This is a genomic window from Brevundimonas sp. P7753, from assembly GCF_013386595.1.
GTDB lineage: Bacteria > Pseudomonadota > Alphaproteobacteria > Caulobacterales > Caulobacteraceae > Brevundimonas > Brevundimonas bullata.
In genome coordinates this window covers 1-19879 of record NZ_JACARP010000002.1, presented here as the reverse complement: position 1 = coordinate 19879, position 19879 = coordinate 1, and the positions used below count along the sequence as shown (strand labels likewise).

The 19879-nt window shown below is 67.3% G+C and carries 21 protein-coding genes and 1 pseudogene; 15 read left to right on the top strand and 7 right to left on the bottom strand.

The genetic code is table 11. The features are described from left to right. Positions 1-26 precede the first annotated feature (26 nt). Positions 27-1964, top strand: a complete 1938-nt coding sequence (rpoD, locus tag HX774_RS00360) for an RNA polymerase sigma factor RpoD (RefSeq protein WP_178823243.1) — start codon at positions 27-29, stop codon at positions 1962-1964. Positions 1965-2183: 219 nt separating this feature from the next. Here the strand turns inward: rpoD and HX774_RS00355 are convergent, their stop codons facing one another. From HX774_RS00355 to HX774_RS00345, 3 genes are all read right to left on the bottom strand, one after another. After that, positions 2184-2531 carry a DUF1428 domain-containing protein gene (locus HX774_RS00355; RefSeq protein WP_178823241.1) on the bottom strand — a complete coding sequence of 116 codons (348 nt, stop codon included), beginning with the start codon at positions 2529-2531 and terminating at the stop codon, positions 2184-2186. A gap of 134 nt (positions 2532-2665) precedes the next feature. Continuing rightward, complete coding sequence (locus tag HX774_RS00350; RefSeq protein ID WP_178823239.1) at positions 2666-3157, bottom strand: VOC family protein; 492 nt, start codon at positions 3155-3157, stop codon at positions 2666-2668. A 3-nt stretch (positions 3158-3160) separates the two neighbouring features. Continuing rightward, entirely contained in the window at positions 3161-3604 is a 444-nt protein-coding gene (locus tag HX774_RS00345; protein WP_178823237.1) for a VOC family protein, read from the bottom strand. A 59-nt stretch (positions 3605-3663) separates the two neighbouring features. On the opposite strand from HX774_RS00345, the gene HX774_RS00340 reads away from it, so the two are divergent. Beyond that, complete coding sequence (locus HX774_RS00340) at positions 3664-4353, top strand: helix-turn-helix domain-containing protein (protein ID WP_178823235.1); 690 nt, start codon at positions 3664-3666, stop codon at positions 4351-4353. A gap of 132 nt (positions 4354-4485) precedes the next feature. Here the strand turns inward: HX774_RS00340 and HX774_RS00335 are convergent, their stop codons facing one another. After that, on the bottom strand, positions 4486-4701 hold the full coding sequence (locus tag HX774_RS00335) for a flagellar hook protein FlgE (protein ID WP_178823233.1): 216 nt from the start codon (positions 4699-4701) through the stop codon (positions 4486-4488). 221 nt (positions 4702-4922) lie between these two features. Here HX774_RS00335 and HX774_RS00330 point away from each other — a divergent pair, with 221 nt between their 5' ends. Together HX774_RS00330 and HX774_RS00325 are read left to right on the top strand one after the other, a co-directional pair. Next, positions 4923-6875 (top strand): DEAD/DEAH box helicase, encoded by a 1953-nt coding sequence (locus HX774_RS00330; protein WP_178823231.1) that lies wholly within the window; start codon positions 4923-4925, stop codon positions 6873-6875. A gap of 50 nt (positions 6876-6925) precedes the next feature. Then, positions 6926-7264 (top strand): Mpo1-like protein, encoded by a 339-nt coding sequence (locus HX774_RS00325; RefSeq protein ID WP_178823229.1) that lies wholly within the window; start codon positions 6926-6928, stop codon positions 7262-7264. 236 nt (positions 7265-7500) lie between these two features. Here HX774_RS00325 and HX774_RS00320 read toward each other — a convergent pair whose 3' ends face one another. Next, complete coding sequence (locus HX774_RS00320) at positions 7501-8055, bottom strand: 3D domain-containing protein (protein WP_178823227.1); 555 nt, start codon at positions 8053-8055, stop codon at positions 7501-7503. A 402-nt stretch (positions 8056-8457) separates the two neighbouring features. Here HX774_RS00320 and HX774_RS00315 point away from each other — a divergent pair, with 402 nt between their 5' ends. The 3 genes from HX774_RS00315 to HX774_RS00305 all read left to right on the top strand — a co-directional run bounded on the left by HX774_RS00315 (position 8458) and on the right by HX774_RS00305 (position 10770). Beyond that, on the top strand, positions 8458-9489 hold the full coding sequence (locus HX774_RS00315) for a S1/P1 Nuclease (protein WP_178823225.1): 1032 nt from the start codon (positions 8458-8460) through the stop codon (positions 9487-9489). 36 nt (positions 9490-9525) lie between these two features. Next, positions 9526-10311: an RNA methyltransferase gene (locus tag HX774_RS00310; protein WP_178823223.1), complete on the top strand. Its 786-nt coding sequence runs from the start codon at positions 9526-9528 to the stop codon at positions 10309-10311. Positions 10312-10446: 135 nt separating this feature from the next. After that, on the top strand, positions 10447-10770 hold the full coding sequence (locus HX774_RS00305) for a YnfA family protein (RefSeq protein ID WP_178823221.1): 324 nt from the start codon (positions 10447-10449) through the stop codon (positions 10768-10770). Here HX774_RS00305 and HX774_RS00300 read toward each other — a convergent pair. After that, a complete protein-coding gene (locus HX774_RS00300) occupies positions 10767-11477 on the bottom strand; it encodes an NAD-dependent deacylase (protein WP_178823219.1) in 711 nt (236 codons plus the stop codon). The genes HX774_RS00305 and HX774_RS00300 overlap by 4 nt on opposite strands. 200 nt (positions 11478-11677) lie before the next feature. On the opposite strand from HX774_RS00300, the gene HX774_RS00295 reads away from it, so the two are divergent. From HX774_RS00295 to HX774_RS00260, 8 genes and pseudogenes are all read left to right on the top strand, one after another. Beyond that, positions 11678-12784 carry an S-(hydroxymethyl)glutathione dehydrogenase/class III alcohol dehydrogenase gene (locus tag HX774_RS00295; RefSeq protein ID WP_178823217.1) on the top strand — a complete coding sequence of 369 codons (1107 nt, stop codon included), beginning with the start codon at positions 11678-11680 and terminating at the stop codon, positions 12782-12784. Between the two features lie 17 nt (positions 12785-12801). Continuing rightward, complete coding sequence (locus HX774_RS00290; protein ID WP_178823215.1) at positions 12802-13266, top strand: GFA family protein; 465 nt, start codon at positions 12802-12804, stop codon at positions 13264-13266. 90 nt (positions 13267-13356) lie between these two features. Next, positions 13357-13743, top strand: a complete 387-nt coding sequence (locus HX774_RS00285) for a VOC family protein (RefSeq protein ID WP_178823213.1) — start codon at positions 13357-13359, stop codon at positions 13741-13743. 11 nt (positions 13744-13754) lie between these two features. After that, on the top strand, positions 13755-14303 hold the full coding sequence (locus tag HX774_RS00280; RefSeq protein ID WP_178823211.1) for a hypothetical protein: 549 nt from the start codon (positions 13755-13757) through the stop codon (positions 14301-14303). 19 nt (positions 14304-14322) lie between these two features. Beyond that, on the top strand, positions 14323-15156 hold the full coding sequence (fghA, locus tag HX774_RS00275; RefSeq protein ID WP_178823209.1) for an S-formylglutathione hydrolase: 834 nt from the start codon (positions 14323-14325) through the stop codon (positions 15154-15156). 6 nt (positions 15157-15162) lie between these two features. Beyond that, the gene (locus HX774_RS00270; RefSeq protein ID WP_178823207.1) at positions 15163-15408 is read left to right on the top strand and encodes a hypothetical protein; all 246 of its coding nucleotides are present in this window, start codon (positions 15163-15165) and stop codon (positions 15406-15408) included. 344 nt (positions 15409-15752) lie between these two features. Beyond that, positions 15753-17353, top strand: a pseudogene (locus HX774_RS00265) (DUF885 family protein). Positions 17354-17439: 86 nt separating this feature from the next. Beyond that, complete coding sequence (locus HX774_RS00260; protein WP_178823205.1) at positions 17440-19230, top strand: DUF885 family protein; 1791 nt, start codon at positions 17440-17442, stop codon at positions 19228-19230. Positions 19231-19387: 157 nt separating this feature from the next. Here HX774_RS00260 and HX774_RS00255 read toward each other — a convergent pair. Further along, positions 19388-19879: DUF1176 domain-containing protein (locus tag HX774_RS00255; RefSeq protein ID WP_178823203.1), on the bottom strand; the 492-nt coding region annotated here is incomplete at its 5' end.

Below are 19879 nucleotides of genomic sequence, written 5' to 3'. Positions count from 1 at the left end.
CCCGAGCGGTCGTGGAGACTGACTGAATGAGCGCGCAGACCGAGACGCAGGATGCAGAAGCCAACACCGACGGGCCGCTGCTCGATCTGACGGACGCCGGCGTCAAGAAATTCATCAAGCAGGCCAAGGCGCGCGGCTATGTCACGATGGAGGAACTGAACAAGGTCCTCCCCAGCGAAGAAGTCACCCCCGACGCCATCGAAGACACGCTGGCCATGCTGTCGGAGATGGGCGTCAACGTCGTTGAAGCCGAGGAAGACGCCGCGGAATCGACCGGCACCGACGTCGCCGCCGCCGCCGAGACCTCGGTGGCCGAAGCCCCGGCCAAGGCCGCCTATGACCGCACCGACGACCCCGTGCGCATGTATCTGCGCGAAATGGGTTCGGTCGAACTGCTGAGCCGCGAGGGCGAAATCGCCATCGCCAAGCGGATCGAAGCCGGCCGCGACGCCATGATCTCGGGTCTGTGCGAAAGCGCCCTGACCTTCGAGGCCATCATGGTCTGGCGCGAAGAGCTGGCCAACAACCGCATCCTGCTGCGCGAAGTGATCGACCTGGACGCCACCTACGGCATCCTGAACCCGTCGTCGCTGCCGCACAATCAGCCGCCCGCCGCCTTGCCGGGCGCCGCCCCCGCTCCGAGCGAGGACAAGCCTGAGGGCGAAGACGACGACGAAGACGACTTCGACGACGGCGGCGGCATGTCGATCTCGGCCCTGGAAGCCGAGCTGCGCGACGGCGTCATGGAGGTGCTGGACGCCATCGCCGCCGACTTCGGCGCCTTCCGCAAGCTGCAGGACAAGCTGGTCGAGGCCCGCCTGAAGGGCGAGGTGCTCAGCGCCAAGGACCACAAGGCCTATGAGACGCTGACCAAGACGATCTCGGATCGTCTGAAGACGATGAAGCTGAACAACAACCGCATCGAGGCCCTGGTTGAGCAGCTTTACGCCATCAACAAGCGTCTGATCGGTCTGGAAGGGCGTCTGCTGCGTCTGGCCGACAGCTACGGCATCTCGCGGCCGGAGTTCCTCAAGGCCTATTTCGGTTCGGAGCTGGACCCCAACTGGGCCGAGCGCGTCAAGGAAATGGGCGTGCGCTGGACCAAGTTCAGCGACAATGAAGCCGCCCAGATCGCCAAGATCCGCACCGACATCGCCGCCGTGGCGACCGAGGCCGGTCTGCCGATCGACGACTATCGCCGCATCGTCCAGACGGTCCAGAAGGGCGAACGCGAAGCCCGCCAGGCCAAGAAGGAAATGGTCGAGGCCAACCTGCGCCTCGTCATCTCTATCGCCAAGAAATACACTAACCGCGGCCTGCAGTTCCTGGACCTGATCCAGGAAGGCAACATCGGTCTGATGAAGGCGGTCGACAAGTTCGAGTACCGTCGCGGCTACAAGTTCTCGACCTACGCCACCTGGTGGATTCGTCAGGCGATCACCCGCTCCATCGCCGACCAGGCGCGGACCATCCGTATCCCGGTCCACATGATCGAGACGATCAACAAGATCGTCCGCACCAGCCGCCAGATGCTGCACGAGATCGGCCGCGAGCCGACCCCGGAAGAACTGGCCGAGAAGCTGGCCATGCCGCTGGAGAAGGTCCGCAAGGTCCTGAAGATCGCCAAGGAGCCGATCAGCCTCGAAACGCCGATCGGCGACGAGGAAGACAGCCACCTGGGCGACTTCATCGAGGACAAGAACGCCGTCCTGCCGATCGACGCCGCCATCCAGTCGAACCTGCGCGAAACCACGACCCGCGTCCTGGCTTCGCTGACCCCGCGTGAAGAGCGGGTTCTGCGGATGCGCTTCGGCATCGGCATGAACACCGACCACACCCTGGAAGAAGTCGGCCAGCAGTTCAGCGTGACCCGCGAACGTATCCGTCAGATCGAGGCCAAGGCCCTGCGCAAGCTGAAGCACCCCAGCCGGTCGCGGAAACTGCGGTCCTTCCTGGACAGCTGATCCACGAAAAACAAAGGGCGGCTCGCAAGAGCCGCCCTTTTTTTGTTCGGGCCTGACTTTCCTCCCCATTCATGGGGAGGTGGCGCGGCGCATGGCGCCGTGACGGAGGGGGCGGCGCAGACCTGTCCGTCTCGGGCGTTTGAGCCGTCTAACGTCGCGCCGCCCCCTCCACCGCTACGCGGTCCCCCTCCCCACAGGGTGGGGAGGAAAGCGTTTCGCTCAGTTCTGGAACACCGTCTCGAAGCCGCCCCACATCATGCGCTTCCCGTCGAAGGGCATGTCCATGTCGGCCATGGCGGGGTCCTTCTCCATCTTGGCCCAGGCGTCGTCGGCGGTCTTCTTGTCGGGCCAGATCAGCCAGGAGAAGACCACGACCTCGCCGTCTTCCAGCTTCACGGCCATGGGGAAGCTGGTGACCTTGCCGTCCGGCACGTCCACGCCCCAGTTCTCGACATGGGCCAGGGCGCCATAGCCCTTGAACAGCGGCCAGGCGACGCGGGCGGACTCGATATAGCGCTCCTTGTTCTCGGCCTTCACCGGGGTCAGGAAGCCAGTGACATAGCTCATGGTCGTCTCCTCTGTGTGGTTGGCCCCTCTCGCTCGCTGATTGAGGGGCGGGGGCGGATGGTCGTTGAAGGTGCAGGCGTAGGCTTGGTGGAAAGCGACAGTTTGGTGTTGGTCGGGCGACTTAGCTTGGCTGTTCACCCAGCCTTGTCAGCAGCGGCCTCCAGGGCTGCGATGTCGATCTTCTTCATGGTCATCATGGCCTCGAAGGCGGCCTTGGCGCGGGCGGGATCAGGGTCGTCGTAGAAGGCCATCAGGCGGCGCGGGGTGATCTGCCAGTTCACGCCCCAACGGTCCTTGCACCAGCCGCACTGGCTTTCCTGACCGCCGTTGCTGACGATGGCGTCCCACAGGCGGTCGGTTTCGGCCTGGTCGTCCGTCATGATCATGAAGGAGACGGCCTCGGTCTGGGGGAAGATCGGCCCGCCGTTCAGGCCCATGTAGCGCCGCCCGGCCAGGGTGAACTCGACCACCAGTTCGGCGCCTTCGGGGTTGGACGGATTGTCGGCCGGGCTGGTCACGACCCGATCGACGTGGCTGTCGGGCAGACCCAGCGAGACATAGAATTCCGCCGCCTTCTTCGCCTGGCCCAGATCATACCAGAGGCAGGGAATGATCTTGTCGGCCATGGCTCAGCCTCCGCCCATCTGGGCGGCGAAGGCTTCAGGGCCCTGGGCGGCGGCTTCGGGGTCCATCCACATGACTTCCCAGATATGGCCGTCCGGGTCGGCGTAGGCGCGGCTGTACATGAAGCCGTAGTCCTGGACCGCGATGGCGTCGGCCCGCCCGCCTGCCTGGACGGCGCGGTCGTGCACGGCGTCCACGGCGTCGCGGCTGTCTTCCGAGACGCAGATCAGCACCTGGGCCGTCTTGTGCGCATCAGGAATGGCGCGGTCGGTGAAGCTGGAGAACTTCTCGTGGGTCAGCAGCATGGCGTGGATGGTGTCCGAAAACACCAGGCAGGCGGCGGTGTCGTCCGAGAACATCGGGTTCTTGGTCGCGCCCACGGCCTCGTAGAAGGCGACCGAGCGGGGCAGGTCGGCGACCGGCAGGTTGACGAAAATCATCTTTGACATGGCGTTCTCCCTCTCTCTGATGATGCAAGTCTTGCGTCTCGATGTTATGTTAGTCAACCATGAAGTTAGAAAAAGTAACTAAAGAGCCTGTCGGTCGGTCGCGCCGCTATCACGACGCCTGCGGCGCGGCGCACGGGCTCGACCTGATCGGCGAGCGCTGGGCGCTGCTGGTGATACGAGAACTCATGATGGGGCCGCGTCGTTTCAGCGACCTGCGCAAAGACCTGTGCGGCCTGTCGGCCAACGTCCTGACCCAGCGGCTGGAGGGGCTGGAGGCTTCGGGCATTGTCCAGCGCCGCAAGCTGCCGCCGCCCGCCTCGGTTCAGGTCTATGAGCTGACCGACTGGGGCTATGAGATCAAGCCGGTCTTCATGGTGCTGGGCCGCTGGGCCGCGCGCTCGCCGCACCACGACCCGACCCTGCCGATCAGTGCGGTCTCGGTCATGCAGTCGTTCGAGACCATGTTCGATCCGTCGAGGGCGGGCGAGGCGGCCATGCGCCTGGGCTTTGCGATGGACGAGGATCGGATGGTCGTGACCGTGGCGGACGGCGTCATCGCCACCCGACGCGGCGCGGTCGAGGATGGCGACGTGGTGGTGCGCGCCGCCCCGCCGGTCGTAGCCGCCGCCGTCTACGGCAAGGTTCCTCTGGCGGCGCTGGAAGGCGAGGGGGCGATGACCATCGAGGGCGACCGCGAGGTCTTCGCCCGCTTCATCGACTTCTTCCATCTGCCCGAAAAGGCGGGGTGAGCCGCAACCACCCGCTCATCCCCGCGGAGGCGGGGACCCAGTGAGAGCCACGCGCGCCACGCTCAAATGTTTAACCCCGCGCTCGAAGCCAAAGCCTGGGTCCCCGCCTCCGCGGGGATGAGCGGAATAGGGTTAGGCCAGTACGTCCAACAACGTGCCCATCATGTCGTCAGCCGTCCGCGCCACGGCAGCGTTGGCCGCGAAGTCTGTCTTGGCGCGGATCTGCTCGACGGACTCGACCGCCAGATCATCCAGCGAGCCCGAGGCCGTGCGACGCGCGCTGGCCTCGAAGCGGTTGGCGCCGCTCTGCATTCCGGCGGCGGCGATGCTCAGGGGCGGAATCGTCATGGCGGTCTCCGGCGCGAGGAAGGTCTGCGAGCGGTCAGGATCGTGGCTTTGCGGTCAATGTCGCCTGAACAAGCGTGGTGAACGGCGGTCTTTTTCCGGAAACGCGCCGCATCGGGGCCAATATTGGTGTATAGAGGCGGTCTTCTCCTCGCCCGGCCGGCTGTTTGCCTTGGCCGGGCGCGGTCGTTTCGGCGGCCGCATTGCTCTTTTTCAGGTCGTATATGCCCTTTCCCGCGATCCACCCCGCGCTAGACCGCGCTCTCGTCAACAAGGGCTATGCTGAGCCCACGCCGGTCCAGGCGGCGGTTCTGGACGGCCACGGCGAGGCCGACATGCTGGTCTCGGCCCAGACCGGATCGGGCAAGACGGTGGCCTTTGGCTTGGCGGCGGCCTCGACCCTGCTGGGCGACAATGAAAGCTTCGGACCTGCCGACGCGCCGCTGATGCTGGCGATCGCCCCGACGCGCGAACTGGCCTTGCAAGTCTCGGCCGAGCTGGAATGGCTGTACGGCCAGTCGGGCGCCAAGATCACCACCTGCGTCGGCGGCATGGACGCCCGCAAGGAAGCCCGCGCGCTGAACTTCGGCATCCACATCGTGGTCGGCACCCCCGGCCGCCTGAAGGACCACATCGACCGCGGCAACCTCGACCTGTCGGCGCTGAGAGTGCTGGTGCTCGACGAGGCCGACGAGATGCTCGACATGGGCTTCCGCGAGGACCTGGAATACATCCTCGAGCAGTCGCCGCCTGAGCGCCGCACCCTGCTGTTCTCGGCCACCATCGCCCGGGACATCGCCTTGCTGGCCAAGCGCTATCAGCGCGACGCCGTGCGCATCGACACCGTCGACCGCAGCGCCCCGCACAGCGACATCGAATACCGCGCCCTGCGCATCGCTCCCAACGAGATCGAGCACGCTGTCGTCAACGTGCTGCGCTTCTATGAAGCGCCCGGCGCCCTGGTCTTCTGCTCGACCCGCGACAGCGTGCGTCACCTGCAGTCGTCGCTGCTGGAGCGCGGCTTCTCGACCGTCTCCCTGTCCGGCGAGATGGGCCAGCGCGAGCGCACCGACGCCCTGCAAGCCCTGCGCGACGGCCGCGCCCGCGTCTGCGTCGCCACCGACGTGGCTGCGCGCGGTCTGGACCTGCCCGACCTGGGCCTGGTGATCCACGCCGAACTGCCGATCAACAAGGCGACCATGCTGCACCGTTCGGGCCGTACCGGCCGCGCGGGCAAGAAGGGCGTCTCAATCCTGCTGGTGCCGCACACGCGCCGCCGCAAGGCCGAGATGCTGCTGAACTCGGCCGGCGTCGACGCCACCTGGGCGGGCGCCCCTACGGCTGAAGAAATCCTGGCCAAGGACGAAACCCGCCTGCTGGGCGGCGACATCTTTGAACAGGCCGTGACCGAAGAGGACATGGTCCTGGCGCGTCGCCTGATGAGCGAACGCACCGCCGACGAAATCGCCGCCGCCCTGATCCGCGTGATCAAGAAGGACCTGCCGGCGCCGGAAGACCTGCTCGATCCCGGCGCGATCCATCAGCCGCGCGGACGCGACCGCAACGCCGCCGCCGGCGGCGGTGAGGACTTCTCGCCGACCCCGTGGCCGGGCGACCGCCTGCAGGCCGACGAAGTCGTCTGGTTCCGCATGGATGTGGGCCGCAACAAGAACGCCGACCCGAAATGGCTGATCCCGCTGATCTGCCGCGTCGGTCACATCACCAAGAAGGAAATCGGCGCGATCCGGACCTTCCCGGATGAGACCCGCTTCGAGATCGCCAAGACCCACGAAGGCCTGTTCCGCGACGCCCTGAAGAACAGCCCGCGCGACGACGTCACCATCACCCCGTCGGAAGCCCCGACGCCGGGCGGCGGCGGCGGCTTCAAGAAGCCCTTCAAGAAGCGCGATGACGACCGCGGCGGCGACCGTCCGCCCTTCGCCAAGAAGCCGTTCAACCGCGACGAGCGCACCGGCGACGGCCCGCGCCCGGACTTCAAGAAGAAGCCCTACGCCCCGCGCACCGACGCCGAGCGCAGCGCCCCGCGCGCCGACGGCGACAAGCCTTACGCCAAGAAGCCCTTCGGCGCGAAGCCGGGCGGATTCAAGCCGGGCGGCAAACCGGCGGGCGCCAAGCCGTTCAACAAGGCCGGCAAGCCCGGCAAGCGCTTCGACTGATCCATGATCGCTGACTTGCCCCCGGTTCGATCCGGGGGCAGGCTGCGGCCATGACCGCAGGCGATCCCCAGACTGGCCGCGACCCTGGAGAGCGATACGCCTCCTTTGCGGCCTTCTATCCCTATTACATCCACGAACATTCCAACCGGACCTGCCGTCGCATCCATGTGGTCGGCACAGGGCTGGTGATCGCCGCCTTTGCGGCCTTCTGCGTCACGCTGAACGTCTGGTGGCTGCTGGCCATGCCGCTGGTCGGCTACGGCTTCGCCTGGGTCGGGCATTTCTTCTTCGAGAAGAACCGGCCGGCGACCTTTCAATATCCGCTGTGGAGCCTGATGGGCGACTTCCGTCTCTTCTTCGAGACGGTAAGCGGCAAGCGCAAGTTCTAACGCCTCTTTCCTCCCCATTTCATGGGGAGGGGGACCACGAAGTGGTGGAGGGGGCGGCGGCGCCGTTGGCCGATGCCTCGCAATTTCTGCCGTCGCGCCGCCCCCTCCGTCACGTCGCCTTCGTCGACGCGCCACCTCCCCATTCGCTCTGCGAACAGGGAGGAAAGGTTTCGCCCAAGCAAAAAGGCGACCGGATCGCTCCGGTCGCCTTTTTTGTCGGTAGGGCTGTGCGCCTGTTAGTTCGAGGCCGTTTCCCAGGCCGGGGGGCAGCCGTCGAAGTCGCCGGCGTCAGCGATGGTCAGGGTCTTCATGTTCAGGGTCATGGCCTGGCGCATCGAGCCGCGGCCGTGGCCGGTATAGAGGTCGATCTTGGCGCCCTTGATCGCGCCGCCGGTGTCCGAGGCGTACCAGTAGCCGTCGTGGACGGTGCCGTCGCTCAGGCGCAGACCCACGGTTTCGCGGATGAACAGCTTGGTGCGGCGCGGGATGACGCGGGGGTCGACGGCGACCGTGCGCATGGCGATCGGACGGCAACCGAGCGAATCATTGCCCGTCGCCCCGCCGCCGCCTGCATGATAGAGGCGGGCCGAGGCGCGCCAGTCGGGATCGCCCGCCATCAGCTCGGCCTGTTCGGCGGAGAGGGCGGACGCATCGAGGGAACTTTCAGCCGCCGCGGCGGTTTCCATGGCAGCCGTCTCGATAGCGACAACGGCGTCATAGGGTTGAGGCTCTCCGGAACCGGAGAAGGCCATCGTCCAGAACATGGCAAGCGCAGCGGCTGTGTTCAGCATCGAACAAACTCAGGAAGCACCGGCCCCGACACGATCCGGCGCCGGGTTTTTGACCGTCAATTGTGGCTAAAACACGGCGAATGAGATCAGGCGTGGTCCTGCGTCACGATCATCGTTCGATTAGTCCACAGGTCAGAGAGCATATCTCTCAAATGTCACAGCATATGTGGCAGTAACGAAATCAGTATTCGATGCTTATGGCTTCTATACTGTGTGGATCAGCTGTCCGGTTAACACCTATGTCTGGCCATGTAACACTTTATTGCGAAGAAAGACTGCGCACGGGTCTAAGATAACGGCGGCGTGATCGCGCGGCCACGTCGTGGGCCGCATGGGTGGAGGCGGGGCCGGGAATGGGATAAGCGGTCGTTTCCCTTCGAAATTTTCCGCCGGTGTCCTCCGATGAAGCGTCAAGTCAAACGCCTGATGATCTCCGCCGCCGCCCTGATGCTGGTCGCGGCCCCCGCCGTTCAGGTCGACGCCTGGGGCAATACCGGCCACCGCCTGATCGGCGTCGCGGCCATGCGGGCCTTGAGCGACGATCTGCCGGCCTTCCTGCGGACCCCGGCCTCGATCGCTGACGTCGGCGAACTGGCGCGCGAGCCGGATCGCTGGAAGGGCGCCGGCCAGCCGCATGATCGCGAGCGCGACACGGCCCACTTCATCGACTTCGACGACAACGGCTTCGCCATGAACGCCAACGGCCCGTCCATCGACGCCCTGCCGCGGCTGAAGTCCGACTATGACGCGGCCCTGACCAAGGCGGGCCTCAGCGTCGACGACGCCGGCTATCTGCCCTACGCCATGATGGACGCCTATCAGAACCTGGGCCGCGACTTCGCCTACTGGCGCGTGCTGACCGCCGCCGAGGGGCGCGAGACGGACCCCGGCAAGAAGGCCTGGTACCGCGCCGACCGTGAGCGCCGCGAGGCCCTCATCCTGCGCGACATCGGCGTCCTGGCCCACTATGTCGGGGACGGCTCGCAGCCGCACCATATGTCGATCCACTTCAACGGCTGGGGCGACCACCCCAACCCCGAAGGTTTCACCAACTCGCGCCGCACCCATGCGATTTTCGAGGGCGAGTTCACCTCCCGCGTCGCCCGTCTGGACACTGTCGAGGCGGCGATGAGCCAGCCTCAGGTCTCGGGTCTGGACCTGCGCGCTCGCACCGCCGGCTATCTGAAGACGACGCTGGGCACGGTCATTCCCTTCTACCGTCTGGAGAAGGCGGGCGGCTTCCGCGACGCCGACCCGCGCGGCGCGGCCTTCGTCACCGAGCGTCTGGCGGCGGGCGCCTCGGAACTGCGCGACCTGATCATCCTCAGCTGGCGCGAGAGCGGCACGGCCTCCATCGGCTGGCCCGCCGTCAAGGTGGCCGAGGTCGAAGCCGGCACGGTCGACCCCTGGACCTCGATGATCGGCGAGGACTGACTTTCGCTGGATGGCACGGAGGGGTAGGGGACGGTCATGACTGAACTCACGCCCCCCGTCGTCATCCTCGACAAGTCCCAGATGGCCGAGAACATCGGCGCGGTCGCTCGCGTCATGGCCAATTTCGGCCTGTCGGAACTGCGGCTGGTTACGCCGCGCGACGGCTGGCCCCAGGAGCGGGCCTGGGCCACCGCCTCCGGCGCCGACTGGGTGCTGGAGGGCGTGCGCGTCTTCGACAGCGTGGCCGAGGCCGTTCATGACCTGAACACCGTCTTCGCCACCACCGCCCGCCCGCGCGAGACGCGCCAGCCGGTGCGCACCCCGCGCGAAAGCGCCCGCATCCTCTATGACGACACGGCTTCGGGGCTGAAGACCGGCCTGCTGTTCGGCGGCGAGCGCGCGGGTCTGGAGACCACCGACATCGCCCTGTGCGCCGGGATCACCACCATCCCGATCGACCCCAGGCACCATTCGCTGAACCTGGCCCAGGCCGTGGCCATCAACGCCTATGAGTGGCGCACCCTGATCCTCGACGCTCCCCCGCCGAGATTCAGGGAAGGCGACCCGCCCGCCTCGAACGAGCTGCTGGTCGGCATGTACGAACACTTCGAGGCCGAGCTGGACGCCGGCGGCTTCTTCCACCCGCCCGAGAAGAAGCCGTCCATGAGCCAGAACCTGCGCGTCATGCTGGGCCGCGCCGCCTTCACCGAACAGGAAGTCGCCACCATGCGCGGCGCCATCCACGCCCTCGCCAAGGGCCGCGGCCGCGTCCTGGCCAAGCTGGCCGAAAAGCGCGCGGCGGAAGCGAAGAAAAGCGAGTAGGGCAACCACCTCCGTCATCCTCGGGCTTGACCCGAGGATCAGGTTGTCCGCCCGCTCAAGGTCGGCAAGGATGCGCGCGCCGCTCCGCTCGATCCTCGGGTCAAGCCCGAGGATGACGGCGCTATTGGGGATCGCATGAAACTCGCCCTCATCTACCCCCTCGCCGCCCTGGCGGAGATCGGCGGCTGCTTCGCCTTCTGGGCCTGGCTGAAGCTGGATCGGTCGCCGGTCTGGCTGGTTCCGGGCGTGTTCAGCCTGATCGCCTTCGCCTGGCTGCTGACCCTGGCGCCGGCCGAGGCGGCGGGGCGGGCGTTCGCGGCCTACGGCGGGGTCTATATCGTCGCTTCGCTGGTCTGGATGGCGCTGGTCGAGAAGACGGCGCCGGACCGCTGGGACCTGATCGGCGGAACGGTTTGCCTGATCGGGGCCGGGGTCATCCTGTTCGGGCCGCGAGGCTAAAGCGCCTCGAAGAAGGCGGGCACGGCCTCGGTGGCGGGGCCATAGACGCCCTCGTCGAACAGGCGGGCGCCCTGCGTCGGTTCCAGATTGATCTCCACCGTCCGTGCCCCGGCCATCCGCGCCAGTTGCACAAAGCCCGCCGCCGGATAGACAGCGCCCGAGGTGCCGATGGAAACGAACAGGTCGCAGCGTTCCAACGCCGCCTCGATCCGTTCCATCGCCAGCGGCATCTCCCCGAACCAGACGATGTGCGGGCGCATTCGTCCCCGCGGATGATGCGGCGAGGCGTGCTCGGCCTCCAGATCGCCGGTCCAGTCGCAGACAGCGCCGGACGCGGTGCAGCGCGCCTTCAGCAGTTCGCCGTGCATGTGGATCAGCTCAAAGCCCGAGGCGGGCGGCGTCTCGGCGTGCGCCCGGTCGTGCAGATCATCGACGTTCTGCGTCACCAGCAGGAAATCGCCGTCCCAGCGCGCCGCCAGATCAGCCAGCGCGCGGTGCGCGGCGTTAGGCTGGACCGTCGCCAGGTGTCGTCGCCGCTGATTGTAGAAGTCCTGCACCAGGGCGGGGTTCGCCGCAAACCCCTCGGGCGTGGCCACCGCTTCGATGCAATGCCCCTCCCACAGCCCGTCGGAGGCGCGAAAGGTCGGCACGCCGGATTCCGCCGAGACGCCGGCGCCGGTCAGGATGACGAGGTTCTTGTGGGTCATGGCGTCACCCTACGTCCTTCTCCCCTTGCGGGAGAAGGTGGCTCGCGCAGCGGGTCGGATGAGGGGTCTCGTTGACCGTGGCTGTTTGCGGGGTTGAAACTGGTCGCCGCTGGTGCGACCCCTCATCCGTCGGCCTGCGGCCGCCACCTTCTCCCGCAAGGGGAGAAGGGAAGAGACTGAAGAGACCAAGGACTATTCCCATGAAAACCCGCGCCGCCGTCGCCTTCGAAGCCAAACGTCCGCTCGAAATCATCGAGGTCGATCTGGAAGGCCCGCGCGCGGGCGAGGTGCTGATCGAGATCAAGGCGACGGGCGTCTGCCACACCGACGCCTATACGCTGGACGGTCTGGATTCGGAGGGCATCTTCCCCAGCATTCTGGGCCATGAAGGCGCGGGCGTGGTGGTCGAGGTGGGACCGGGCGTGACTTCTTTGGCCGTCGGCGACCACGTCATCCCGCTCTACACGCCGGAATGCCGCCAGTGTAAGTCGTGCCTGAGCCGCAAGACCAACCTGTGCACCTCGATCCGCGGGACCCAGGGCAAGGGCCTGATGCCCGACGGCACCAGCCGTTTCAGCTATAAGGGTCAGGCCATCGCCCACTACATGGGCTGCTCGACCTTCTCGAACTACACGGTCCTGCCCGAGATCGCCCTGGCCAAGATCCGCAAGGACGCCCCCTTCGACAAGGCCTGCTACATCGGCTGCGGCGTGACGACGGGCGTGGGCGCCGTGGTCAACACGGCCAAGGTCGAGCCGGGCGCCAAGGCCGTAGTCTTCGGCCTGGGCGGCATCGGCCTGAACGTCATCCAGGGGCTGAAGCTGGTCGGGGCCGACATGATCGTCGGCGTGGACATTAACCCGGACAAGGAAGAGTGGGGCCGTCGCTTCGGCATGACCCACTTCGTCAACCCGAAGGAAGTGTCCGACGTGGTGGCCCATCTGGTCGAGCTGACCGACGGCGGCGCCGACTACACCTTCGACTGCACCGGCAACACCGTGGTCATGCGTCAGGCGCTGGAAGCCTGCCACCGGGGCTGGGGCGAAAGCATCGTCATCGGCGTGGCCGAGGCGGGCAAGGAGATCTCGACCCGTCCGTTCCAGCTGGTCACGGGCCGCGTCTGGAAGGGCTCGGCCTTCGGCGGCGCGCGCGGCCGCACCGACACGCCCAAGATCGTCGACTGGTACATGGACGGCAAGATCGAGATCGACCCCATGATCACCCACACCCTGCCGCTGGAACGCATCAACGAGGCGTTTGACCTGATGCATGAAGGCAAGAGCATCCGCTCGGTGATCGTGTTTTAACAAGGAAGGGCTGGCCTATGAGTGACTGGAACCTGCCGTGGACGGGCGCCTGCCTGTGCGGCCAGGTGCGCGTGCGAGTCACCGAGGCGCCGGTCTTCGCCTCGGCCTGTCATTGCCGAGCCTGCCAGAAGCTGACGGGCGGAGCCTATTCGCTCAGCCTTATGCTACCGGCCTCGGGGCTGGAAGTGGAGGGCGAGACCGAGATCGGCGGCCTGCACAATCCTGTGCCCGAGCATCACTTCTGTCCGTCGTGCAAGACCTGGCTGTTCACGCGCGGCATTGCGGGCGGGGCGTTCGTCAACCTGCGACCCAGTCTGTTGGAGGATGCGTCCTGGGTCGTTCCCTATGCCGACACGGGCGTCGCCGACCGTCTTCCGGGCGTCCAGTCCGGCGCTCGCGTGGGCTATCCCGCGTTCCCGCCGGTCGAAGACTATGCCGGATTGATGGAAGGCTATGCGCGCGACGGGGCCAGGCCGGCCTGAGCGGTCACGTAGTCAGTTGTCAAAAGAAACTATATTCGCTTAGCTTGCGGCGCCCGGCGAACCGGCCGGGCGCACCATCGGAGGAAGATCATGTTCACGCACGTCACCCTGGGCGCCAACGACATCGAGGCGTCGCAGAAATTCTATGACGCTGTGCTCGGGGCCCTGGGCCATCAGCCGGGCGCCTTCAGCGATCAGCCCCGGCCCGGCGTCTGGTACAGGACGCCGCGCGGCATGCTGGGCGTGGTCACGCCGCGCGACGGTCAGGCGGCCTGTCACGCCAACGGCGGCACCATCGGTTTCGCGGCGGCCAGCCCCGAGGCGGTCGTCGCCTTCGCCGAGGCCGGCGTAGCGGCGGGCGGCATGGCCATCGAGGACCCGGCGGGTCCCCGCGAAACCCCCTTCGGCAAGATGCACCTGGCCTATCTGCGCGATCCGTCGGGCAACAAGATCTGCGCCGTTCACCGGCCCGGCTGAGGACTGAGACGATGAAGACGGCGGCGATAGCGTCGATCATGGCCGGTCTGGCCGTCATGGGCCTCGCCGCCTGCAATCGCGAGCCTTCGCCCGTGGCGGCGGAGGCCCCCGCCGAGGCCTGGGTGGGCAAGGACGTGGTCCTCTATCTGCCCGACCCGGTCATGAAGGCGCGGGTCGAGGTCTCGGCCCTGTCGCCCTATGTCAACGCGGCGGCGATTGCGGCGGAGGGGGCTGTGCGGGCCGCGCCGGTCCAACCGGGCGCCTCGGGCATGCTGCTGCTGATGGTCAAGCCGGGCGGGCAGGCCAAGGCCTGGGTCGTGACCGGCGACCCGGCCCCCAGTGCGGAGACGATCTCAGCGATGATCAAGGCGGTCGAGGCCGTGCCCGCGCCCGCCGTGCGCGAGGGGCCGATCCTGGTCGGCGTCGGCTTTGAGGCCTGGGGCGGCGGCGCGCCGCCCGCCGGGGCCAGCCCGCCGATTCCGCGCGACTGGTACAGCTATTTCTCGAAGGACGGCGGCCAACTGGACGACGCCTTCATGGCCCGCGTCTGGCCCGACTGATCTTCAGGAGTCCGAGTTGATGGAAACCACCAAGACCCACGTCGTTCACGGCGGGACCCTGCGCTATCTGAAGCACGACAGCGCGACCACCGGCACGCCGATGACCCTGTCGGTCTTCGTCCCGGCGGGCGAGGGGCCGTTCCCGGTCCTGATCTGGCTGTCGGGCCTTACCTGCACCGAGGACAACTTCACCACCAAGGCCGGGGCCTACAAGGCCGCCGCACAGCACGGCGTCATCATCGTCGCGCCCGACACATCGCCGCGCGGCGAAGGGGTGGCGGACGACGCGGCCTATGACCTGGGGCAGGGCGCGGGCTTCTACGTCGATGCGACCCAGGCTCCCTGGGCGCCGCACTTCCGCATGGAGAGCTACGTCACGGACGAACTGATCGCCCTGATCGACGCCGAATTCCCCACGACGAAGACCCGCTCGATCTTCGGTCACTCCATGGGCGGGCACGGGGCGCTGACCCTGGCTCTGCGCCATCCCGAGCTGTTCCAATCGGTCTCGGCCTTTGCGCCGATTTCCTCGCCGACCCGCTGCGCCTGGGGCGAGAAGGCGTTTTCGGCCTATCTGGGCGAGGATCGCGCCGAATGGGCCAGACATGACGCGGCCTTGCTGATCGAGAACGGCGCGGCGGCGGGCGTGTTCGACGACATCCTGGTGGATCAGGGCGCCGCCGACCCCTTCCTGGTCGAGCAGTTGAAGCCGGAGTTGCTGGTCGCGGCGGCCAAGGCGGCGGGACAGCGGCTTACCCTGCGGATGCAGCCGGGCTATGATCACTCCTACTTCTTCATGGCCAGCTTCGTGGATGACCACGTGGCCTTCCATGCGACCCGCCTGAAAGCCTGAGACTTCATGACTGACGCCGCCCCCAACTTCGACCACGTGGACTTCGACGAGATGTTCGCCGCCCTGTGCAGCGAGGTTGGCTTCTGCCTGCATGACAAGGGTCAGAAGAAGGTGGTCGAGGCCCTGCCCAAGGGTCTGGACGCGGCGGTCAAGGCCGTGCTGGCCGCCGACGGCGTGGACGAACCCAATGCGCCGGGCGATCTGAAGAAGGCCGTGCGCGACTGCCTCAAGGCCCACATCCAGCCGGGCTGATTACGGCCAAGGCGGCGGATGGACGAAACTTCATCCGCCCACGACGGTGACGCCTTGCCGGGCGGCGTCGCTTCGCTAGCATCCCCTCCCATTGCTTTTGGGAGGAAGCCCCGATGATGGACCGTCGCCGCCTGTTGATGACTGCTGCGCTTGGAGGCGCATTCGCGACCTCCGGCGCCGCACGCGCCCTGGCCCAGGCCGCAGGGGCGCCCGCCGCCGGCCCCGTCTCGGCCCAGTTCCTGGCCCTGCTGGACAAGATCGCGCAGGACATGTTTCTGTCCGACCCCGAATCCTTGACCATGCTGGGTATGGACCGAGGTGCGAAGGCCGATGCGCGCTTCAAGTTGGGCGACCGCTCCCAGGCCAAGATCGACGCGGACAAGATCAAGTTCATTGAAAACATGAGGGCGTTGAAGGCCACGGATCGCGCCCGACTGACTGCCGAGGAGCAAACCTACTACGACTCGCTGGAGTTCTTCGGCGACACGGCGATGGAGGGGTACAGGTTCCCCTATGGCGGCGGCATGTTCCCGTCGCCCTATACGGTCAGCCAACTGAGCGGCGCCTATCAGGGCGTGCCGGATTTCCTCGACAGCCAGCACCGCATCGAGGCGAAGGACGACGCTGACGCCTATCTGTCGCGCCTGTCGGCCTTCGCCACAGCGCTCGACGATGAGCGGGCGCGGATGCAGGCCGACTTCGCCGCGGGGGCGGTGCCGCCCGACTTCGTCATTGACCGCACCCTGACCCAGATGGCCGCCATCACCGGCACAGCCCCGGCGGACTCGGTGATGAGCCAGTCCCTGGCCCGCCGCACCGCCGAGAAGGCCATCCCCGGCGACTGGGCCGCGCGCGCCCAGGCCATCCTGACCGCGGAAGTCTATCCGGCCATCCAGCGTCAGGCCGAGGCCCTGAAAGCGGTGCGTCCGGGCGCCACCCACGACGGCGGCGTCTGGCGCTTGCCGCAGGGCGAGGACTACTACCGCTTCGGCCTGAAATACTTCACCACCTCGTCGATGACCCGGACGAGGTGCATCAGATGGGGCTGGAGCAGGTGGCCGAAATCTCGGCCCGCGCCGACGCCCTGCTGAAGGCGCAAGGCATGACGCAGGGCTCCGTCGGCGAGCGCATCGCCGCCTTGGGCAAGGACCCGCGCTTCGTCTATCCGAACACGGACGAGGCCAAGGAAGAGCTGATCCAGGAACTGAACGTCCAGATGGTCGCCATGCAGGCGCGGATGCCCGACTACTTCGGCCGCCTGCCCAAGTCGCCGTGCGACATCAAGCGCGTGCCCAAGGCCATCGAGGCCGGGGCGCCGGGCGGCTATTACCAGTCGCCGGCCCTGGATGGTTCGCGACCGGGCGCCTACTACATCAACCTGCGCGACACGGCGGAATGGCCCAAGTGGACCCTGCCGACCCTGACCTATCACGAGGCGGTGCCGGGGCATCACTTCCAGATCGCGCTGCAGCAGGAGCAGCCGGATACGCCGCTGCTGATGAAGGTCATGGGCTTCTCGGCCTATTCCGAGGGCTGGGGCCTGTACGCCGAGCAGTTGGCGGACGAGATCGGCGCCTATGAAAACGATCCCTTCGGCCAGATCGGCTATCTGCAGTCGCTGATGTTCCGCGCCGCCCGTCTGGTGGTCGATTCCGGTCTGCACCACAAGCGCTGGAGCCGTGAACAGGGCATCCGCTACATGGTCGACACCCTGGGCGATCAGGAATCCAGCGTCGCCACCGAGGTCGAGCGCTACTGCGTCTGGCCAGGTCAGGCCTCCAGCTACAAGGTCGGCCACACCACCTGGGTCAAGCTGCGCGAAGACGCCAAGCGCCGTCTGGGCGACCGCTTCGACATCAAGGGCTTCCATGATGCCGGCCTGAACCTGGGCGGCGTGCCGCTGACGGTGCTGGAGCGGACGATGAACGCCTGGACGCCGGCCTGAACTCCGACACGGGCGCGCCGGCCCGACGACAGTTTGAGTGTGAGGGGGCGCGCGGCGTCGCGCCCTTCTCGTCGGGGAGTAAGACCATGATCGACCGCCGCCGCCTATTGCTGACCGCCGCCGCCACGGCGGCGGTGGCGCCGTCTCTGGCCCATGCCGCCGCCAGCGACGCGGATGCGCGGCTGAACGCCCTGCTGGACGGCTGGTTCGAGGCCGACATCGACGACGCGCCCGAGCGCGCCACCAACCTGGGTCTGGATCGCGGCGCGCGCGCCGGTCTGTCGTCGCAGCTGAGCGAGGCCGGTCCCGACGCCATCAGCAAGGACCGCGACAAGGCCATCAGCCGCTGGGCGACCTTGCGCGCCTTCGACCAGACCGGGCTGTCAGCGGCGGGCGCCCTGAACTACGCCATCGCCGCCTTCGGGCGGGAGACCTCGGCCGAGACCGCGCGCTTCGCCTATGGCGCCGGGCCGGGCCGTCCGTCGCCCTATGTCGTGACCCAGCTGTCAGGCGCCTATTTCGAAACGCCGGACTTCATGGACAACCAGCACCGCATCGAGGATGCGGCGGGCGCCGACGCCTTCCTGTCGCGCCTGTCGGCCTTCGCCGGGGTGCTGGACGGCGAGACGGACAAGGTGCGCGAGGACGCTGGGCAGGGCGTCATCCCGCCCGACTTCATCATCGACCGGATGCTGCCGCAGGTCCGCACCCTGCGCGACACGCCCGCCGCCGACCTGGCCATGATCCAGTCGCTGGTGCGCAAGACCGCCGCCCTCAACCTGACCGGCTATGACGCCCGCGCCGCCGCCATCGTCGACCAGCAGATCAAGCCCGCCCTGGCTCGTCAGGTCGCCGCGCTGGAGGCCATCCGCCCTCAGGCGACGCACGACGCCGGGGTCTGGCGCCTGCCTGACGGCGAGGCCTTCTACGCCAACGGTCTGAAGTCCAACACGACCACGACCCTGAGCGCCGCCGAGATCCACAGGATGGGCCGCGAACAGGTCGCCGAGATCAGCGCCGAGATCGACGCCATCCTGAAATCCCAGGGCTATAAGCAAGGCACGGTCGGCGAGCGGATTCAGGCCCTGAACAAGGACCCGGCCCAGCTCTTCCCCAACACGGACGCGGGCAAGGAAGAGCTGCTGGCCTGGCTGAACGAACAGGTGGCGGCGCTGGAGCCCAAGCTGCCGACCGTCTTCGGCCGCCTGCCGAAATCCCACGTCGAGATTCGTCGCGTGCCGGTGTCGATCCAGTCGGGCGCGCCGGGCGGATACTACCAGGGGCCGCCGCTGGATGGCTCGCGGCCGGGCGCCTACTACATCAACCTGCGCGACAGCGGGAACTGGCCGAAGTTCGCCCTGCCGACCCTGACCTATCACGAGGCCTCGCCGGGCCACCATCTGCAGGTCGCCCTGCAACGCGAGTCGGGCGAACTGCCGCAATGGCGCCGCGCGGGCGGCTTCTCGGCCTACAACGAGGGCTGGGCTCTGTATGCCGAGGCGGTCGCGGCCAACGACCTGAACGCCTATGCCGACAACCCGCTGGGCCGGGTCGGCTTCCTGATGTCCTACCTGTTCCGGGCCGTGCGGCTGGTGGTCGATACCGGCCTGCATTCCGAGCGCTGGAGCCGCGAACAGGCGGTCGACTACATGGCGGCCTCGGGCGCCAAGCCGCTGGACGCGTCGAACAGCGAGATCAACCGCTACACCGTCTGGCCGGGTCAGGCCTGTTCCTACAAGGTCGGCCACACCGTCATCGCCCGGCTGAGGGCTGACGCCGAGACCAGGCCCGGCTTCGACCTGCGCGCCTTCCATGACAGGGTGCTGATGAACGGCTCGCTGCCGCTGGCGGTGCTGGAAGCCCAGATGCGGGGCTGATTCCGTCTGTTTATTCTGCCGTCATCCCGGACGGCCGTCAGGCCGATCCGGGACCCAGTCGTTCGCTGCAAGACAAAGACGCTGTCAAGATCGGCCGACTGGGTCCCGGATCTTCGTCTCGCCAGCGAGACTTCGTCCGGGATGACGGAGGGAGAACCTAGCGGCTGCGCCAGGTCGTCGGCCACTGGTCGGACGGCACGCCCCAGCATTCTCGCATCTCGCTCTCCGCCGCGAGGACGAAGGCGCGGCCGGTCCAGACCCAGAGGGAATCGATGCCGCAGTCGCCGATGCCGCGCCCCTTGTTGAAGCCGCGCAGGGTGCGGCTGCCGGGATCATATTCGCTGTCCACCACCTCGTCGTCGGGCGTGCGCGATGTGGGGAAGCTGAGGGCCTGCGGATCGGCGCCGTTCGGGCCGGTCACGAAATAGCGCATGCTGTAGTTATAGGCCCCTGAGGAGCAGGGCACGCCCCACAGCTCCTGATCCGCCGACAGGCGGTCCACGGTGACGGCGGTCTGGAAGGTCGGACTTTGGACGGTGTCGGCGCGGCACTGTTTCACGTCGGACCGCGCCTCGAAGGCGGCGGACAGGACGGGCTTGGGCAGGTTGGTCTGGGCCACGGCGGGGGCGGGGCGCACCACCGGCAGGGC

Excerpts from the sequence above, each read along its gene's own strand:
- HX774_RS00340 (WP_178823235.1), top strand. The coding sequence starts at position 3,664 with ATGAAGTTAGAAAAAGTAACTAAAGAGCCTGTCGGTCGGTCGCGCCGC.
- rpoD (WP_178823243.1), top strand. The coding sequence starts at position 27 with ATGAGCGCGCAGACCGAGACGCAGGATGCAGAAGCCAACACCGACGGG.
- HX774_RS00260 (WP_178823205.1), top strand. The coding sequence starts at position 17,440 with ATGATCGACCGCCGCCGCCTATTGCTGACCGCCGCCGCCACGGCGGCG.
- HX774_RS00285 (WP_178823213.1), top strand. The coding sequence starts at position 13,357 with ATGTTCACGCACGTCACCCTGGGCGCCAACGACATCGAGGCGTCGCAG.
- HX774_RS00305 (WP_178823221.1), top strand. The coding sequence starts at position 10,447 with ATGAAACTCGCCCTCATCTACCCCCTCGCCGCCCTGGCGGAGATCGGC.
- fghA (WP_178823209.1), top strand. The coding sequence starts at position 14,323 with ATGGAAACCACCAAGACCCACGTCGTTCACGGCGGGACCCTGCGCTAT.
- HX774_RS00310 (WP_178823223.1), top strand. The coding sequence starts at position 9,526 with ATGACTGAACTCACGCCCCCCGTCGTCATCCTCGACAAGTCCCAGATG.
- HX774_RS00325 (WP_178823229.1), top strand. The coding sequence starts at position 6,926 with ATGACCGCAGGCGATCCCCAGACTGGCCGCGACCCTGGAGAGCGATAC.
- HX774_RS00345 (WP_178823237.1), bottom strand. The coding sequence starts at position 3,604 with ATGTCAAAGATGATTTTCGTCAACCTGCCGGTCGCCGACCTGCCCCGC.
- HX774_RS00300 (WP_178823219.1), bottom strand. The coding sequence starts at position 11,477 with ATGACCCACAAGAACCTCGTCATCCTGACCGGCGCCGGCGTCTCGGCG.
- HX774_RS00350 (WP_178823239.1), bottom strand. The coding sequence starts at position 3,157 with ATGGCCGACAAGATCATTCCCTGCCTCTGGTATGATCTGGGCCAGGCG.
- HX774_RS00290 (WP_178823215.1), top strand. The coding sequence starts at position 12,802 with ATGAGTGACTGGAACCTGCCGTGGACGGGCGCCTGCCTGTGCGGCCAG.
- HX774_RS00295 (WP_178823217.1), top strand. The coding sequence starts at position 11,678 with ATGAAAACCCGCGCCGCCGTCGCCTTCGAAGCCAAACGTCCGCTCGAA.
- HX774_RS00320 (WP_178823227.1), bottom strand. The coding sequence starts at position 8,055 with ATGCTGAACACAGCCGCTGCGCTTGCCATGTTCTGGACGATGGCCTTC.
- HX774_RS00270 (WP_178823207.1), top strand. The coding sequence starts at position 15,163 with ATGACTGACGCCGCCCCCAACTTCGACCACGTGGACTTCGACGAGATG.
- HX774_RS00335 (WP_178823233.1), bottom strand. The coding sequence starts at position 4,701 with ATGACGATTCCGCCCCTGAGCATCGCCGCCGCCGGAATGCAGAGCGGC.
- HX774_RS00355 (WP_178823241.1), bottom strand. The coding sequence starts at position 2,531 with ATGAGCTATGTCACTGGCTTCCTGACCCCGGTGAAGGCCGAGAACAAG.
- HX774_RS00330 (WP_178823231.1), top strand. The coding sequence starts at position 4,923 with ATGCCCTTTCCCGCGATCCACCCCGCGCTAGACCGCGCTCTCGTCAAC.
- HX774_RS00315 (WP_178823225.1), top strand. The coding sequence starts at position 8,458 with ATGAAGCGTCAAGTCAAACGCCTGATGATCTCCGCCGCCGCCCTGATG.
- HX774_RS00280 (WP_178823211.1), top strand. The coding sequence starts at position 13,755 with ATGAAGACGGCGGCGATAGCGTCGATCATGGCCGGTCTGGCCGTCATG.